At 63.1% G+C, this 14,830-nt stretch carries 12 protein-coding genes; 1 reads left to right on the top strand and 11 read right to left on the bottom strand.

Annotated elements, in window-relative coordinates:
• Positions 1-6: 6 nt before the first annotated feature.
• From KO538_RS10255 to KO538_RS10240, 4 genes are all read right to left on the bottom strand, one after another.
• Positions 7-474, bottom strand: coding sequence for a hypothetical protein (locus KO538_RS10255; protein WP_219328247.1), 468 nt, complete (start codon positions 472-474; stop codon positions 7-9).
• A complete protein-coding gene (locus tag KO538_RS10250) occupies positions 471-2,051 on the bottom strand; it encodes an AAA family ATPase (RefSeq protein ID WP_219328246.1) in 1,581 nt (526 codons plus the stop codon). The genes KO538_RS10255 and KO538_RS10250 overlap by 4 nt, the downstream gene beginning before the upstream one ends.
• Before the next feature lie 74 nt (positions 2,052-2,125).
• Complete coding sequence (locus KO538_RS10245) at positions 2,126-2,731, bottom strand: glutathione S-transferase (protein ID WP_219328245.1); 606 nt, start codon at positions 2,729-2,731, stop codon at positions 2,126-2,128.
• Positions 2,728-3,585: an alpha/beta fold hydrolase gene (locus tag KO538_RS10240; protein WP_219328244.1), complete on the bottom strand. Its 858-nt coding sequence runs from the start codon at positions 3,583-3,585 to the stop codon at positions 2,728-2,730. Before KO538_RS10240 ends, KO538_RS10245 begins: the two co-directional genes overlap by 4 nt.
• A gap of 99 nt (positions 3,586-3,684) precedes the next feature.
• Here KO538_RS10240 and KO538_RS10235 point away from each other — a divergent pair, with 99 nt between their 5' ends.
• Positions 3,685-4,548: a LysR family transcriptional regulator gene (locus KO538_RS10235; protein ID WP_219328243.1), complete on the top strand. Its 864-nt coding sequence runs from the start codon at positions 3,685-3,687 to the stop codon at positions 4,546-4,548.
• A 60-nt stretch (positions 4,549-4,608) separates the two neighbouring features.
• On the opposite strand, the gene KO538_RS10230 is transcribed toward KO538_RS10235, so the two are convergent.
• The 7 genes from KO538_RS10230 to aspT (KO538_RS10200) all read right to left on the bottom strand — a co-directional run bounded on the left by KO538_RS10230 (position 4,609) and on the right by aspT (KO538_RS10200) (position 14,589).
• Positions 4,609-5,757 (bottom strand): ABC transporter permease, encoded by a 1,149-nt coding sequence (locus KO538_RS10230; protein ID WP_219328242.1) that lies wholly within the window; start codon positions 5,755-5,757, stop codon positions 4,609-4,611.
• Positions 5,754-6,935, bottom strand: a complete 1,182-nt coding sequence (locus KO538_RS10225) for an ABC transporter permease (protein ID WP_219328241.1) — start codon at positions 6,933-6,935, stop codon at positions 5,754-5,756. The genes KO538_RS10230 and KO538_RS10225 overlap by 4 nt, the downstream gene beginning before the upstream one ends.
• 6 nt (positions 6,936-6,941) lie before the next feature.
• On the bottom strand, positions 6,942-7,916 hold the full coding sequence (locus KO538_RS10220; RefSeq protein WP_034757027.1) for an HlyD family secretion protein: 975 nt from the start codon (positions 7,914-7,916) through the stop codon (positions 6,942-6,944).
• Positions 7,917-7,918: 2 nt separating this feature from the next.
• Positions 7,919-9,328 carry a TolC family protein gene (locus KO538_RS10215; protein WP_257620282.1) on the bottom strand — a complete coding sequence of 470 codons (1,410 nt, stop codon included), beginning with the start codon at positions 9,326-9,328 and terminating at the stop codon, positions 7,919-7,921.
• Positions 9,329-9,505: 177 nt separating this feature from the next.
• Complete coding sequence (locus KO538_RS10210) at positions 9,506-11,116, bottom strand: bifunctional aspartate transaminase/aspartate 4-decarboxylase (protein WP_070304267.1); 1,611 nt, start codon at positions 11,114-11,116, stop codon at positions 9,506-9,508.
• A gap of 45 nt (positions 11,117-11,161) precedes the next feature.
• Complete coding sequence (gene aspT / locus KO538_RS10205) at positions 11,162-12,850, bottom strand: aspartate-alanine antiporter (protein ID WP_034757016.1); 1,689 nt, start codon at positions 12,848-12,850, stop codon at positions 11,162-11,164.
• A gap of 56 nt (positions 12,851-12,906) precedes the next feature.
• Complete coding sequence (gene aspT, locus KO538_RS10200) at positions 12,907-14,589, bottom strand: aspartate-alanine antiporter (RefSeq protein WP_219328240.1); 1,683 nt, start codon at positions 14,587-14,589, stop codon at positions 12,907-12,909.
• Positions 14,590-14,830 lie beyond the last annotated feature (241 nt).

Genomic DNA, 14,830 nt, shown 5'->3' with positions numbered 1-14,830 from the left:
GGCCTGTCAGTCGCTGTGCGAAAAGTGCAGCAGATAGCGTTCGCCATCGCGCTCGAACGCGATCTCGTCCCAGTGGATCGCGTACCACATTGGCGGCGTCATCGTCACGGCGTGCGGGGAAAATCCACCGAGCGCGTCGTCGATCGATTCCATGAAGGAGGCCACCAGCTGCGCGCGGAAGCGCCCCGGTGGCGCCGCCTGCATGTGCCGAGACGAGAAAAACCAGCGCTGGCATACCTGCTCCAGCTGCGCGCGCCCGCACGGCGCCGTCTTGATGTGCCACAGCGCGGCCGGCAAATCGCGCGCGGGGGCGATGACGTGCAAGGCATGATCTTCCACGCGCAAGCCCAGCGCCGTGGCGAGATCGGGCGCATCGGGCAGGCGCTGCAACTCGTAGCTCGCGCACAGGTCGCTCGCTTCGCCATTGAGCAGGGCCAGCGCTTCCAGGAAGCCTTGACAACGCAGGACGCTCATTGCGAACGCAGCCAGCTGCGGTAGTTGGTGTAGCGCTGGTGCAGGTATTTGAGCTTCAACAGGTCGTCGTACAGGGGACCATACAGTTTTCTCCCCTTCGTGCGTTCGGCGATCAGCTTTTCGATGCGGTTCAAACGCGCCAGGGTTTCGCGTTCGCTGACTCCGTCGAGGCCAAGGTCGAATTCGGCCGACAGCACGCCGACAGGATCGTCGCGGTCCAGGTCCAGGCGGTTGAATTCATCGTTCGACAGATCGAACAAACGGCGCAGCCAGCCCAGCCTGTCGCTGCGGTAGGCGGCGTTTTCCGGCAGCGCGAAAAATGGCGCGTCCGGGTCCGGCTGCAGCTTGTTATGCAGGACGAATGGCAGCACCTGGCGCAAGTCTTCCAGCTCCACTTCGCCATTGCCGCGGAAATACGCCATGGCCTTGGCGTAAATCATCAGCGCCATCAGGGTGCGCACGGAGATACCGTTCAGGGTCTGGCAACCGAGGTCTTTCAAACGGTCGCGCCCATTGTCGGCCGCCTGCGCCTGCCCCCGGTCGGCGCCGGCCAGGCGGGCCGTATCCTTGGTCATGTATTCGAACTGGCCGCCGGCCGTCTCGAACAGCTCGAACTGGCTGGCAAAGAATTCCAGGCGCCGGCGCACGGCGTCTGGTATGCCCACCTGGCGGATCGCTTCGCCGATCTGGTCCACCTCCCCTTCCGTGAAGATGATATCGGGCGGCACCAGCTCTTCGGGGCGCACGTTTTCTTCCACGCGCAGCAGCAGTTCATTTAAAAAGCGGGGATTGAAGGCGAGCGCCTGCACCGTCACGTCAACCCGGTCGCGCAGCGCCTCGATCACCTGGTAGGTGCCGCCGCCCTGGTCGTCGTTGGCCGTCAGATACCAGGCAGCCTCCGGGCATTCGTAAATGTGGTTCAGCACTTCCGCATAATTGTCGCCCATGACGGTGAGCAGCGCGCTTTGCGTGCGCGTGGGGATGCGGTTGTATTCATCGACGATTTTCACGCGCATGCCCAGCCAGGCGCGCCAGGCGATGCGGATATCGTCCATGCTTTGCGCGTTGACCAAATCGGCGGGCAGCGGATTGCCGAGCAAGTCGGCCACCGTCATCTGCGGGTGGCCATGCTGCATGGCGCGTTTGACTTCCTTGACGGTGGAGCCGGCCAGCACGCCCATCAGCAAGGCGCTGGCCGTCTTGCCCCGCCCCGGCCCGCCGACGAACAGGCATTTGCGGCGCGTGGCGAACGTCAGCAGCGGCAGCAGAATGAAACTGGAATAGCTTTGCGCCGACGGCAGATTCAGGGTGCGCCGGCTGTCGCCCACGGAATACGTCTGCGACGGGCCGTCGTTGTATTCGATATCGTAATGGGGACTGATGATGGCGTGGTTGACGATCCAGAAGTAGGCCTGGCGCAGCTTTTCATCGAAAGGCCGCGCCTGCGCCTCGCCTTCCGCTCCCAGCGCGATGGGCCCCTGGTACAGGTCCGCCACGTCGAACTGCCGCGCAACGGGCGCGGACCTGGGTTTGGTGGGGGCCTGGGACAGGCGCTGGAACAGATTAAAAGACGGCATGGCAATACTCTTCCGTTAAGGAAATGAAATTATTGCACAAGCCGCCTGCAATTACCGGTTCGGATGAAAGCAGATTAGCCCGCCATCGGCGTAGCCAGAAACACCGGCTGCCGCTCGGCCAGCGCCGTCAGCGCGGCCACGGCCGGATAGTCGCCGGCCGCCATCACGTCGGGCACCATCTGCTGAGCAAAACTCCAGGCCACCGCAATGGTGATGCCGGCCATACTCAGGCAGTCCGGCGCCTCTTCGCGCAGTGACGCTTCCAGCTGCCGCCAGGCCCCATGCAATTGCAGCTGGATCCGGTCCAGCCAGGGCTGGTGCTGCTTTTCCTGCGGGCGCAAGCGCCGCTCATAGACGATCTGCACGGCTTTGTCGCAGGCCGCCAAAGCATAGCTGGTCTGGCACAGCGCGCGCAGGCGTGCAGGCTCCGGCTCCGGCCTGATGCGGGGAGCATGTGCGGCCAATTCCTCCAGATATGCGAGGATCAGGGTCGAGTCCATCAGCACCTGGCCGTCGCCGGTGACCAGGGTCGGCACTTTGACGGCAGGATTGATCGCTTGTACCTGGTCGAAATCGGAAAACACCGACAAGGGCCGGTGTTCATGTTCCAGGCCCAGCACTTTCATGCCAATGGCAACGCGCCTGACGTAAGGCGAATCGAGCATTCCGATCAATATCATGGCCCCCTCCTCTCCATCTGATGAATGAACGCGATCACTTGTGCCGCGACGGCCGCTGGCGCATCTTCCATCAGGAAGTGCCCGGCCTCGTCAAACAGGTGCAAGGTGGCGCCGGGAATATCGCGCTGCAGGCGATGGCCATACGCCACCGGCTGCCACTCGTCCTGCCGGCCCCATAAGACCTGTACCGGCAAGGTCAACTGCGGCAGTTTTTCGGTAAAGTCCATCGTATGGCAGGCGTTATAGTGCGCCACCTGATGCTGGTAAAACGAGGGCTGTCCCACCACGCCGCACAGCGGCTCCAGGTAACACCGCAGAAGCTCGCCCTGCATCCTGTCCTTGTGAAAAACGGCCATGCCCAGCTGGCGCGCCATCGTGGCGCGATGCTCGCTGGCCGGCGTCAACGCATAGCGGGCGAAGTCATCGCGCAGATGCTTCCAGGTAGGCGATGGCCAGGAATCGTAGCTGGGCGCGTCGGCGATGCTCAAGCTGCGCAGGCGCGCCGCATGGTCGAACGCCAGGCGCAGCGCAATGGCGCCGCCGATATCGTGGCCGAACAAGTGGGTGGTCGGCAGTTGCCAGTGGTCGAGCAAGGCCGCCAGCACGGTCACCTGCGCCGCTACCGAGGTATCGGCTTCGACGGGCCGCTCGGATCGTCCGAAGCCCAGCAAATCATACAGGTGCACGTGGAAACCGGCATCGACGAACAGCGGCACCAGTGCGCGCCAGATAATGCTGTGCGCCGGCGTGCCATGCACCAGCACCAGCGGCGTGCCTGCGCCATGGATGCCGGTGGCGATACGCTGGCCGTGGACCAGGGCGTGGCCATTCAACAGCGGTTCTTGACTCGTCATCAGATGTCCTTTTGTTTGCAGAACCTGCAGGCTAAGGCTAGACTGGACATGACGCCAGTGACATTCTTTTTACTTTCAATCCAACTTTTGTCATAACCCATGAATTTACGTCTATCCGTCGACGCCCTGCGTGTATTCAGGGCAGTGGTACAAACCGGCAGCATGAGCCAGGCCGCCAGCTTGCTTCATCTGAGCCAGTCGGCCGTCAGCTGGAAAATCAAGCGGCTGGAGCAGCAGCTCGATTGCCAGTTGCTGGCGCGCAGCGGCGGGCTGTTTGGCACGACCGACCAGGGAGCCGTGCTGCTGCGGCATGCGTTCAACATACTCGACGCCCACGATGACGCCGTCGCCCATTTTTCGCCATCGGCGATGCAAGGCCGGCTGCGCATCGGCGTGACGGAGCAGATTTCATTGGCCGACGTATGCACGGTGCTGTCGCAGTTCTCGCACCACCACCCCAAGGTCGATGTGCAGCTGGTGGTGGAGCAAAGCCAGGTATTGCGCGAACGCTTTGCCGACGGCGTGCTCGATGTGATTTTGCACCAGGATTTTGCCGGCAAGGCGGCGCCGGGTGACGCGCTGTTATGGACAGAAACGCTGCATTGGTGCGCTGCCACGGCAGAGCAGGCCTTGCCGGGAGAGACCGTCAAGCTGATCACATACGGGCCGCACTGCTTTTACCGCCGGCTGGCCGAGGAAAAGCTGGGCCAGGCCGGCATGGCCTGGAGCGTGGGCCTGGAATGCCCATCGGTGGCGGGCATGCTGACAGCGATTGCCGCCGGCCTGGGCATGGCGGTGGTCAATGAACGCAACTTGGGCCCGGGCGTGCACCGGCACGCGGCACTGGAACGGCTGGCACCGCTGCCTCGCGTCGACAGCCTGCTGCGGGCCAATGACAACCTGCCCGACCCCGTGCGTGACGGTTTTTGCCAGCTGCTGCTGGCGGCACTGCAGAAAGCTTGATGGATCCCGTCGCTAACGATACGGGCAGTTATGGCTCCAGCTCACTCCCTGGCTGCATGCTCAGCCTTGTTGGATGACGGGCACTGGCGCCTCGGCGCGCCAGCGCCACCAGCCCAGCGCCACGCAGGCTACCAATAGGGCCAGCAAGCCCGCCACTTCATGGCGGATTTCATACAGCGAGGCCCCCATCTGGTTCAGCGCGACAAAACCCTGGATGCCGGCCGTCGATGGCAGCAGCCAGCGCAGCCATTGCAGCACGACGGGCATGGACGACACGGGCCACGTCAGGCCCGCGAGGAACAGCACAGGCATCGAGGTGGCGATCATCAGCTGCGTGCCCCGTTCGCGCGTGCGGAACAGCATGCCCAGCAGCATGCCGAAGGCCGCTTCCGCCAGCGAAAACAGCACCAGCAGCAGGAGCATGCCGCCGAAGTTGCCGCCACGCGGGTAATCCTGGAACCAGAAGACGAAGCCGAAGAAATAGCAGCAGTTCAAAAACGCCACGCAGGCAAACGCCAGCAGCATGCCCATATATCCGCCCACCGTGCGCTTGCCCGCCACAGGGAAACTCTTGCGCTGGTACCAGGTGCCGAACAGCATGGTCATGCCGATCAGCAAGGTCTGCTGCACGATGAGAGTAGCCACGCCCGGCACGACATACGCGCCATAGCCTTCCTTGACGTTAAACAGGGGCAAGGCGTCGAAGGCGATGGGCGAGCGCTGCTCATTGGCCTGAATGCCCGATGGCGTGCCCGCGCCCAGACGTTTCAATTCAATACCGGCCGACACCGTGCCCACCACTTCGGCCAGGCCGTTCAAGGCCACCTTGTTGAGCATCAGATACAAGCCGTTGCCCGCCACTTGCGCGTGGGCGGCGCGTCCGGCCAGCACGTCCGTCTGCAAGCCGTCGGGAATGATCAGCACACCCATGACCTCATCGCGCCACAATAAATCCTGCGCGACGGGCAGGTCCGGCGTGACGGCGATCACCTCCAGCGACGGATGGGCCATGGCAAAGCGCGTCAGCTGGCGCGACATGGCGCTGCGGTCCTGGTCGACGACGGCCACGGGCACGCGCTGGACGATTTCCGTCGAGTATGGCAGCGGATAAAAGAAGGAATAGATGATGCCGCCGATGAACAGCAAGGTCAGCGCGCCCTTGTCCGTCAGCATGGCGCGCCAGGTGGCGAGGAAGGATTTCCACATCATGTGCGTCCCCAGGCGGCAGGCGTATTCGCGCGGCGCGCCAGCAGGAACACGCCCACGGCGCCGCAGCCGATGGCGATACCGGCCAGTATCAGCATTTCCTGTACGCCATAACGCCACGGCGCGCCGGCCAGCCAGTATTTCGTTTGCAGCTGCAGATAATGCGTGAGCGGCAAGGCTTCCGCCCAGGCGCGCGCCGGCGCCGGCATGGCCATCAAGGGAAAAGCCTGGCCCGCAAACGCGAAGGCCGGCGCCGTGATGAAGGCCGCGCCCGACAGCGCCAGACGCAGCGACAAGGTCGCGGCGATCAGCAAGGTGGCCAGGCCGCAATAGGCCAGCACCAGCAGCAGCATGCTCAGTAGTAACGCCGGCAAGCTGCCCGCCACGGCCCAGCCTCGCGCCAGGCTGAAGAACAGCAGGTACAGCAGCGCCAGCGCGCAGTAGGCGATGAGGGGAAACAGCAGCTTGGCGCCGATGGCGCGCAGCCAGTTGCCACGGGCCGAGGCCAGCCATTGCGGCACCGTGCCGTCGCGCAACTCGCGTCCTATGCTCGTGACGATGGCGACGACGATGAAAATCTGCAGCATGGCCGGCATCAGGGCCAGGGTCAGAAACGCTTCATAGCTGATGTTTTCATTGTATAAACTGTTCAAGGTCGTGCGTATCGGTTCGAACTGGGCGGCAGCCTGCACGCCCGACATGCCTTTTTTCACGCGCGCCGTCATCTCGATGCCGGCCGACAAGGTCGTGCTGACCGTGCGCACGTCGCGCAGCAAGGCGCCTGCGTGCGAGGAAAACTGCGCGTTGTACAGCCATTGCACGGTGGCTTGCCGGCCGCCCAGCAGCTTCCGCTCGAAATCGTCGGGGATCAGCAAATAGCCAAACGCCGTGCGCTCGCGCAGGCGATGCAAGGCTTCGTCGCTGGACACCACTTTCGCCGCCACCTTGATGCCGGGCGAGGCGTCGAGCCAGCGCGTGAGCTGGCGCGACAAGGTGGAGTTATCGTTGTCGATGACGACGATGGGCAAGTCGCGCGCGATGCCGGCGGAAAACACCAGCCACAGCATGCCGCATAGCACGACCGGAATCCAGCTGAGCATGCCAAAGTCCCAGAAGTCGCCGCGCAAGCGCCGCCACTCGCGTGCCAGCGCCGAAACCGGTTCTTTATCCGCTTCGTTCATCTAGTATCAGAGCGGTGGAAACACGACCGACATGCCAGGACGCAAGCCCTCGACCTTGATGGCGGGACGCAAGCGGATTTCAAACGTGCGCAAATCCGTGCCGCCCGGACGGGCCGCGCGCCACGTGGCGAAGTCCGGCAGCACGGCCACGGAGCTGACCTTGAAGCTGACCTGCTGTTTCAAGGCCGGCACATTGGCCGTATGCGTGCTGCCCATGGCAAACGCGGCCATTTCATCTTCGCGCACTTGCAGCACGGCCCAGGCGTCGTCGAGGTTCACCAGGGTAATCACGGGGAAACCTTGCGGCGCCAGTTCGCCCGGCTGTATCTGGATCTTGCTGACCTGGCCCGCCACAGGCGCGGCGATCTTCGTTTCGGCCAGGGCGACCTGCGCTTCCGTCAGCACGGCGCCCACCTGGCGCGCCTGGGCGGCGGCCGCCGTCTTGTCTTCAGGACGGGCGCCCTTTTGCGCCATGTCATATTGCGCGCGGGCAGCCTGCGCCAGCTGGTCGGCGGCGCGCCATTGCGCTTGCGCCTCGTCGCGTTTCTGCTGGGCGATCACGCCTTGCTCGTACATATTGTTGACGCGGGTGTACGTCGTTTTGGCGATAGTGGCCCCCGTCTGCGCCCGCTCCCAGTTGGCTTTCGCGGCCGCGACTTCTTCCGGACGCGCACCGGCTTGCGCCTTTTGCGCCACGGCATCGGCCGCCTGGGTGGCGGCCGTGGCCTGGGCGATCTTCGCATCCACTTCCGGGCTCGTCAGCTGGAACAGCAGCTGGCCTTTCGGCACCGTCTGGCCCAGTTTGACGTACAGCTCGCCCACCCGGCCCGGCACTTTCGACGAGACATTGACTTCCTGCGCATCCATCTGTCCCTGCAAAGGCAGGCGCTGCGGCTGGAAGGCCTGGTACAAGCCCCAGCCGACGAAGGCCAGCACGATGACGGCGGCGCCGATGGCCAAGGGTTTTTTGGAGGTACTCATTATTATTTGTCCACAGGTAATTGGATATCGGCCGCGGCGGCCAGGCTGCCCAGGCGTTGCGTCTCGCCCGTCGCTTCCAGCAATTGCGCCAGCCCCATCACATAGTTATAGGCCGTCTGCGCGCGCTGGGTCTCGACCTTGGCCAGGTTCAGGCGCGCATCGACCACTTCCAGCGACGTCACTTGCCCTTGCTGGAAAGCCACCGTTTGCAAGCGGATATTTTCGCGCGCCAGCTCCACCGACGAGGCAGTGGACAGGTACTGGATACGGGCGTTTTCCAGCGCGCGCCAGTTCTTCTCGATCAGGGTGGGAATGTCGCGCTCGGCCTGGCGGGCCACCACTTCCACCCGCTCCTGGTCCAGCTTGGCGGCGGCGATCATCTTGCCCGTATTGATGCGGTGCACGAGCGGCACGGACACGACGAGGCCGATGGCCCAGTTCGAGCGCACGAGTTTTTCGTTGCCGCGATTCAAATTGTAATTACCGATGGCAAACACGGTGGGTGCGTATTCCTTGCCATGCAGCTTCAACGCTTGCTCGGCCTGCACGCGCTTGCTGTCGATCTTTTTCCAGTTCGCGTTTTCCCGCATGCCCGTGCTGATGAACGATTGCAAGGTGCCGACCGGCAAGCTGTTGACGAACAGCGGCGTGCTGGGAAGCACTTGTGTATTGACGGCAAGCAAGCGGTCGAGCGCCACCTGGGCGATTTCCTCGTCGCTGCGTGCCTGCGCCTCGTCGCTGCGGGCACTGTCCAGGGCCACGTCGGCGCGCAGGCGTTCCGCGCGCGAAATCAGGCCGCCCTTTTCCAGCCTGGCCGCGTCGCGCTGGTGCTGCGTCACGCCGGCCGTCACTTCGGCCCGCACGGCCACCACTCTTTTGGCCAGCAGCAACTGGAAATAGCGCTGCGCCACCAAGGTGGCCAGCTGCTCTTCCGCTTCCGTGCGCTCGGCCTGCGCGGCCAGGGTCAGGCTCGATGCGAGGCCCTTGACGGCGTCCAGGCGCCCGCCCGTGTAGATGGGCCACATGCCCAGCAAGCCGAACGACGTCAAATCCGTCACCACTTCGCGGTTCAGGGAATTGGGAATGTGCGGCGTGGGCAAGCCGGGAATCGGCGGCAGCACGGATTCGATGCCGCCCACCACGCCGGCCAGGCCGCTCGTATCGATATTCAAGTCCGTCGACAAACGGCCGCGAAACGCCGTCAAGTCCACGGATGGACCATCGATATTCGATAGCGCCTCGGCTTTGAGTGTTTTTGCGCGCACGTCGAGCGCGGCGCCCTGCACGGCGCCCGAAGCCTTGGCCGCTTGCTGCAGCGCTTCGTTAAAGGTCAGCGGTTCCGCCTGGGCGGGCATGGCCGCGCCCAGCGCGCTGGCCAGCAATAATGATAAGTGTCCTTGCAATCTGCCCATGTAGCGTCCAGTCAATGAATGAGGGGAAAGCACGGGGTTGCCATGTTTATACTTTCACAATAGCAATTATATCTACGGATGTCCATTCCAGCCTGCACTATTGGTTACCGGGACTGGCACATGAAAACGGGCGCCTCTTGCGGGGCGCCCGTTGCGGTCAAGCCTTTACCAAACTAATTATTTCTTCGCCTTCTTGCCGCCCTTTTCTTTTTCCTTTTCAAACACGGCAAAGAACTCGGACGCCATGTTGCGGATGGCGCGGCCGATGTTGGCGTAGTCGTATTCGTTCAGGTTGGCCAGCGACACGCGGCCGGACGGGTGCGTCGTGCCGAAGCCGCGGCCCGGCAGCAGGATGACGCCCGTTTCCTCGGCCAGGCGGAACAGCGCTTCATTCGGTTTCAGCTTTTTCAGCAGCCACTGCGAAAACTCCACGCCATGCATTTGCGCGGCCAGCGATTCCATGTCCAGCAAGTGGTAATAGCGCACGGAATTGGCGTCGTGCACCATCGGCAAGCCCAGCTCGCGGTACAGCGCTTCCTTGCGGCGCAACACGATGCGCTTCATCGACTGCTTGTACTTTTGCTCTTCATCCATCAGCGAGAACAGGGAGAACAAGGTCATCTGCGCCTGCACGGGCGTGGACAGGCCGGCCGTGTGGTTCAGCGCCACCGTGCGGCTGTCGGCCACCAGGCGGTCGATGAATTTCAGCGCGCGCGGCTCCGTCGTGATCGAGTGGTAGCGCGCATCGAGCTGCTTCTTGATGGTTTCCGGCAACTTGGCAATCTTGGCGTCGAGCACATTGTCTTCATGCGTGGCCACCACGCCCATGCGCCAGCCCGTCGCACCGAAGTATTTCGAGAACGAATACACGAGGATGGTATTGAACGGGCAGATGGCGAACAGCGAGACGAAATTGTCGGCAAAAGTGCCATACACGTCATCGGTCAAAATGATCAGGTCCGGGCGCTTCTTGATGATCTTGGCGATGTATTCCAGGGTGTCGTCATCGATCTTGACGGACGGTGGATTGCTGGGGTTGACGAGGAAGAAAGCTTTTACTTTCGGATCGAGCAGCTTGTCCAGCTCCTTCTTCGTGAATTGCCAGTTGTTCGATTGCGGCGCATCGATGTGCACGGTGTTCAGCTTGTAATCGTTCAGCTGGGGAATCTCGATGTACGGCGTGAAGATCGGCATGCCCAGGGCGATCGTGTCGCCTTCCTGGATGATGTGGTTCGATTTCAGGCTGGCAAACAGATACGTCATGGCGGCCGTGCCGCCTTCGACGGCGTACATGTCGAAGTTGCCGACGAAGGGATGGTCGCCCACCATTTCGCGGTGGATATACTGGCCGACGATTTTCTCGGACAGGCGCAGCATGCGGTCCGGCACGGGATAGTTGCAACCGAGGATGGCTTCGCACATCTCGTAGAGGAAGTCGCCCGCGCTCAAGCCCAGCTGGTCGCGCACATACGACACGGCCGCCTCGATGAAATGCACGCCCGGGTTGCCTTCATGCTTGCGCACGAAGATTTCAAAGCGCGCCTCGATGCCGTCGCGCGTGGGAAAACCGCCCACGTCGTCCATATAGACATAGGAACGCTCCGCTTCCGTCATGGCGAACTGGCCGAACTGGAAGAAGCCGTGGCGCGGCGTGGTGGCCAGGAAATTCGGGTTGCCGCGGCCCGCATTGAGCATCAAACGGTTGCTTTGCTTGGCCGTCTGGATCAGCGCATCCTTCAATTCGAATGGGCTCAACAGGGCGAGTTTGCTTGGGTTACTGAAATCCATGTGTGCTACTCCTTTAGACAGACAATGTGCAGGGTTCTTGCAGACTCAGACGAAGGCCACGATGAGCGGCCCCAGCAAAGTCAGGAAAACGTTGGCCAAGGCATACGTGATGGCAAACGGTACGGTGGGAATCGAGTTTTGCGCCGCGTTCAGCACTTCGCCGAACGCGGGATTGGCGCTGCGCGAGCCGGACAAGGCGCCCGCAAACACGGCCACGTTGTCATAACGCAAGATGTAGCGGCCGATCAGCATGGTCAAAATCATCGGCAGGATGGTCACCACCACGCCGACGCCGAATAGTGTCAGGCCGTGTTCGCGCACGGTTTGCACGGCTTGCAGGCCGGACGTGAGGCCGACGACGGCAACGAAGCCGGCCAGGCCCAGGTCCTTGAGGATTTGCACGGCGCCGCTGGGCATGTAGCCGAACGTCTGGCGCTTGGCGCGGAACCAGCCGAATACCAGGCCCGACAGCAGCACGCCGCCACCGCTGCCCAGGGTCAGCGGAATCGAGCCGATGCGCGCCACCAGCAAGCCCACGAGCAGGCCGACGACGAGGCCGGCACCCATGTAGACAAAGTCCGTCTTGGCGCTCGGCACGATCATGTAGCCCACTTCGGCCGCCACGCGCTTGACGTCCTGCTCGGCGCCATAGATGGTCACCACGTCGCCCGTCTGCACGACGGTTTCCGCCTGCATGGGCAAGATCTTGCCCATGCGGCTCAGCTGCACGACAAAGATGCCGTGACGCACACCCGGCGCCGTCGCGCTGCGGATTTCGCCCACCGTCTTGTTGTGGTAAGCCTTGTTGGTCAGCACCATGTCGCGGCGCTGCATCACCAACTCCATGCCTTCGACGGCAAGCAATTCCTTGCCCAGCTGGGAAGAGACGCTGAGCATGGCTTCGCGCCGGCCCACCAGCAGCACGATATCGTCGGCCGCCAGCACCAGGTCCGGGCTGACGTCGATGATCTGGCCATTGCGTTTCACGCGCTCGATGGTAATGGCCGTGTTCGGATGGGCGCTTTCGATCTCCTCGACGGAACGCCCGGCACCGGGGCCCACGTCGTAGATGCGGCCAATCAAGTCGGGCGCGGCCGGCGTCTGGCCCGGTCCCAGCACCTGCACGCCCGCCTGCAGCGCCGTTTCCGCCTTGATCGCATCTTCGCGGATGGTACGGCCCATGAGTTTCGGCAAGATGTTGACGCAAACGATGATGGCGCCAAACGAACCGAACACATAGGTGACGGCATAGCCGACGGCCACGTTCCCCTGCAAGCGCGCCACTTCGTCGGCCGCCAGGCCCAGCTTGGTGATCGCGTCGCCTGCCGTGCCGATGATGGCCGACTGCGTCAAGCCGCCCGCCGCCACGCCGGCCGCCAGGCCCTTGTCCAGGTCGAACATCTTGGCCAGGATGACCACCGTCAGCAGCGCCGTCACGGCCAGCACGACGGCCAGGATGATTTCGCGCACGGACTGGCGCCCCAGGGAATTGAAGAACTGCGGGCCGCTTTCATAGCCGACCGCGTAAATGAACAGGGCGAACAGCACCGACTTGACGCCAGGATCGATGGCGACGCCTACCTGGCTGACGAGTACCGCCACCAGCAGTGAACCGGCTACCCCGCCCAGCTGGAACGAGCCGAACTTGATCTTGCCGATGTAGTAACCCACTGCCAGGGAGAGAAACAAGGCAATTTCAGGCGACTTCTTGAATAACTCATGCAACCATTCCATGCGGACCGCCTTTCATGTTGAAGGAATTCTTTACTGCTTATGCTCTTGCAGGCTGCTCATGCGTGCACCGACCCGGCCAGGGCCACGATCAGCGGCCCCAACAGGGGCAGCACCACGTTCGAGATAGCATAGGTAATCGTGTAGCCGAGCAAGGGCGTGGAATTGCCGGCCGCGTTCTGCACGGCGGACAGGGCCGGCGTGCTGCACTGCTGGCCGGCGATGGCGCCCAGCAGCACGGGTGCTTCCAGCTTGAGGAAAAAGTGACCGACCAGCAGCGACAGCGAAGCGGGGATGACGGCGATCAGCACGCCCATCAGCGGCAGCGACAGGCCGTACTGGCGGATCAGGTCGATCGCCTGCGGACCCGACGCCAGGCCCACGCAGGCGATGAAGGTGGCCAGGCCAATATCTTTCATCATGTCGAGCGCGCTGGGGTGGATGCCCGGCATGCCCGGTTTGCGCGCCTGGTACCAGCCGAACACGAGGCCTGTGAGCAAGGCGCCGCCGCCCGTGCCCAGCGAAAACGGGATGCCGCCCAGCTTGGCACTGAAGCCGCCGATATACACGCCCAGGACGATGCCGATGCTGGCGTAGACGATATTGCTGCGGTCGCCCGTCGGCACGCGCTTGCCGATGGCGGCCAGCGCCGTGTTCAGTTCGCGCCCTTCCGTCGTGCCGTACAGGCGCAGCACGTCGTCGCGCTGCAATGCCAGGTCGGGCAGCGGCGGCATGCTGTGCTCGCCACGGACGACGGCCGCCACGTGCACGCCCGAAGGCAAGGCCATCTGGCGCAAGGGCTGGCCGACGAGCGCGGCTTGCTGCAGCACCACTTCGACGGCGGAAACCGCCATGTTCAAGCCCGTCGTGTCGGCAAATTCCTCGCCCAGGATGGCTTCGGCCGCCACCAGCGCGGGACGGTGGCCGATCACCAGCACTTCGTCGTTGTTGCGCAGGCGCAGTGCGGGTTCCAAGGGCAATACCTTGCCATGCCGGCGCACGCGCGTGATGCTGGCGCGGCCCGCGAAAATATGCTGCAAGGCGTCGAGACGGCGTCCCGCGCCGCGGCTGATGCGATAGGCGCGCCCCACCATTTCCGGCGTCGCCTGCACGCCGTCGCCGTCGGTCTGCGCACCGCCCATCTTTTCCCACAATTTATCGGCTTCCTCGCGCAGGTTGACGCGCAGCAGCAGCGGAAAAATCTGGCTGGTGGCGATGACAATGGCGATCAGGCCGAAAATGTACGTGATGGAATACGCGGTGACCACGTTGGCCTGCAGTTCGGCGATGCGGGCGGCCGGCAGCGCCAGTTTCGAGATGGCGTCCGTGGCCGTGCCGACGACGGCCGATTCCGTCGCCGCGCCCGCCATCATGCCGGCCGCCGTGCCCTGATCCAGGCCCAGGAAACGCGTGGCCAGCAGCACCAGCGCCAGCACCACCACCACTTCGATCAGGCACAGCAAGCCCAGGCGCAAGCCCTTGGCGTTGAGGTTGGCAAAGAACTGGGGACCGCCCGCATAGCCGAGGGCAAAGATGAACAGCATGAAGAAGACGTTCTTGACGCTGGCGTCCAGGGTGATGCCCAGCTGGCCGATCAGCAGCGCGGCGATCAGGGTGCCGCACACGCCGCCCAGCTGGATGGGACCGAAGCGTATCTGCCCTACCGCATAACCGAGCGCCAGCGCCAGGAACAGGGCCAGTTCCGGCACCTGGTGCAATACCGACGTGATCGACTCGAGCATGGGCAAACCTTCGAAAAGATAACGGATGGTTACAAGGGAACAGAGCGTTCGGCGGCTGGCGGCAGCTGGCTGTTGAACGGGCGCACGGGTCCCGCACGACACCTGCGTATCACCGCTTGTGCTGGGAACGTATTGCAAAAGTGTTGCAACGTGGAATTATGTTCGGCGAAGATTCTATTTATGTCAACAGGTGTTCTGTTGAACTCGCTTTGCGTTTCATCAAACATCGTGCGCACGATTG

The sequence above is a fragment of the Janthinobacterium sp. NKUCC08_JDC genome (genome assembly GCF_019345575.1).
Lineage (GTDB): Bacteria > Pseudomonadota > Gammaproteobacteria > Burkholderiales > Burkholderiaceae_D > Janthinobacterium > Janthinobacterium aestuarii.
The sequence above is the reverse complement of the archived record's forward strand: the minus strand, read 5'-3'. Positions and strand labels throughout refer to the sequence as shown.